This is a genomic window from Neobacillus sp. C211 (assembly GCF_051842875.1).
Classification (GTDB): Bacteria; Bacillota; Bacilli; order Bacillales; family Cytobacillaceae; genus Neobacillus.
The window spans coordinates 1-1,506 of sequence record NZ_JBPXRO010000087.1 but is presented as its reverse complement, the minus strand read 5'-3'; the positions used below and the strand labels follow the sequence as shown (position 1 = coordinate 1,506).

3 protein-coding genes are annotated in these 1,506 nt (G+C 31.6%); all 3 read right to left on the bottom strand.

All coding sequences use genetic code 11. From position 1 onward, the window contains the following. Positions 1 to 17 precede the first annotated feature (17 nt). On the bottom strand, positions 18 to 533 hold the full coding sequence (locus tag ACSU6B_RS29110; protein ID WP_410889949.1) for a hypothetical protein: 516 nt from the start codon (positions 531 to 533) through the stop codon (positions 18 to 20). Next, positions 511 to 873 (bottom strand): hypothetical protein, encoded by a 363-nt coding sequence (locus tag ACSU6B_RS29105; protein WP_410889948.1) that lies wholly within the window; start codon positions 871 to 873, stop codon positions 511 to 513. Before ACSU6B_RS29105 ends, ACSU6B_RS29110 begins: the two co-directional genes overlap by 23 nt. Positions 874 to 947: 74 nt before the next feature. Next, positions 948 to 1,328 (bottom strand): hypothetical protein, encoded by a 381-nt coding sequence (locus ACSU6B_RS29100; protein WP_410889946.1) that lies wholly within the window; start codon positions 1,326 to 1,328, stop codon positions 948 to 950. Positions 1,329 to 1,506: the final 178 nt, after the last annotated feature.

Genomic DNA, 1,506 nt, shown 5'->3' with positions numbered 1-1,506 from the left:
AACCTGCTTACGTTACTTTAAGTACATTCTTTCACAATCTTTTCATTTTCCATATCTATTAAGTAAACATCATCATCCTTAACTAAGAACAATTTGCTCCCTCTGCCAACAGCATAATCATATTTCAGTTCTTCTCCAATCTGATTTACCGTTTGAAATTTCTTTCTTCTCTTGTCCCTTAAAGAATACAAGTATATCACTGCCCTATGGTCATAACCATGACTAAACATAACTAGATCATTTAAGATAGCAAATGCATGACTTCCTTTGATAGGAACATTACGAATAATCTTATAACCCGTCTTATTTAATGTAACAAGTGGAAAATCAGAATAATAATAAATATTTGTGTCTTTAGAAGTGACATTTAAAGCATAACAATCGCTTATGAATGGAACTTTTCTCCCTGTTTGAATGACAAAATCGACGTAATCAAATGTTTGGACTCCTTCATTATCATAACATCTTAAACCTGAATCCATATTTTCATTGAAATAACTTACCCATATATCAGAATCCTTTGTCGTTTGCACATCTTGAATTGCATCCGAACGTTTTTAACACATTTCCGTGAACATCAAATAAGGTACCGTTCCTTAAATACCCCTCTTCCTTGTCGGTTCTTGCACTAACCAATAACCAATTCTCCTCAAGAGGTTGAACAAAATCAAATGCTTCCAATACCGAAGGGAGTTCTATTTTATTTATTTTTCCATTTACAACATGAAATACCTTATGCAAGTACCTTCCTTGTACTTTCTGTTCTGTTAATAAAACAATATTTCCGTCAAAATCGACGCTAATTCTATAATCATCCTGTGCACCAGCAATATGTCTAACGTTTATATAATGGCTAGCTTTTATGTCATTCATTTTTGTTCCTCCTAAAAATCATAACCAACACTTGTTAAACATAAGCACCCGTTAGAGCAATAACAGAAAGGCATTTAATCTTTCTTTTTCCAAGACATTAAATCAGAAAAAGCCAATCCAAATGATACACCAAAAGGAATACCTAAATTCCAAACATCCATTTCCGAACGACTAAAAAAATAATCAATAAGAAAGTGTCCAACACTTAAAGGAATAAACCAAATAATAAACGTAAAAAGCCTTTTTCTTATTTGAATCCAATTTAACTTCCTTGTATTCGCAATAACTAAAGAGATGGATAACAAACCATATAGAAGAAGATAAATTACATATCCTATAATAAATTTAAGAGAAAGCGAAGTATCAATATCCTTATATATTATAAATATCGTAAGTATAGTTCCTGCCAAAAATACAATAAACAAAATTAAGTTTAACGAAATATATTTCTTCATCTTTTACCTCTTACCTTCAAAGTCATGATGCCTTTTGACTATCTCAAAATATCCGAACTTATGCATTGGTAACTCGTTCCTTGTTTAACTAGCCTGCTCCGTTAGCAGAATAAGCGACTGTTCTTGTTGAACAATCGCACCAGTTACTTTAAGTAGATTATTTCACAATAATAGTAAG

Excerpts from the sequence above, each read along its gene's own strand:
- ACSU6B_RS29105 (WP_410889948.1), bottom strand. The coding sequence starts at position 873 with ATGAATGACATAAAAGCTAGCCATTATATAAACGTTAGACATATTGCT.
- ACSU6B_RS29100 (WP_410889946.1), bottom strand. The coding sequence starts at position 1,328 with ATGAAGAAATATATTTCGTTAAACTTAATTTTGTTTATTGTATTTTTG.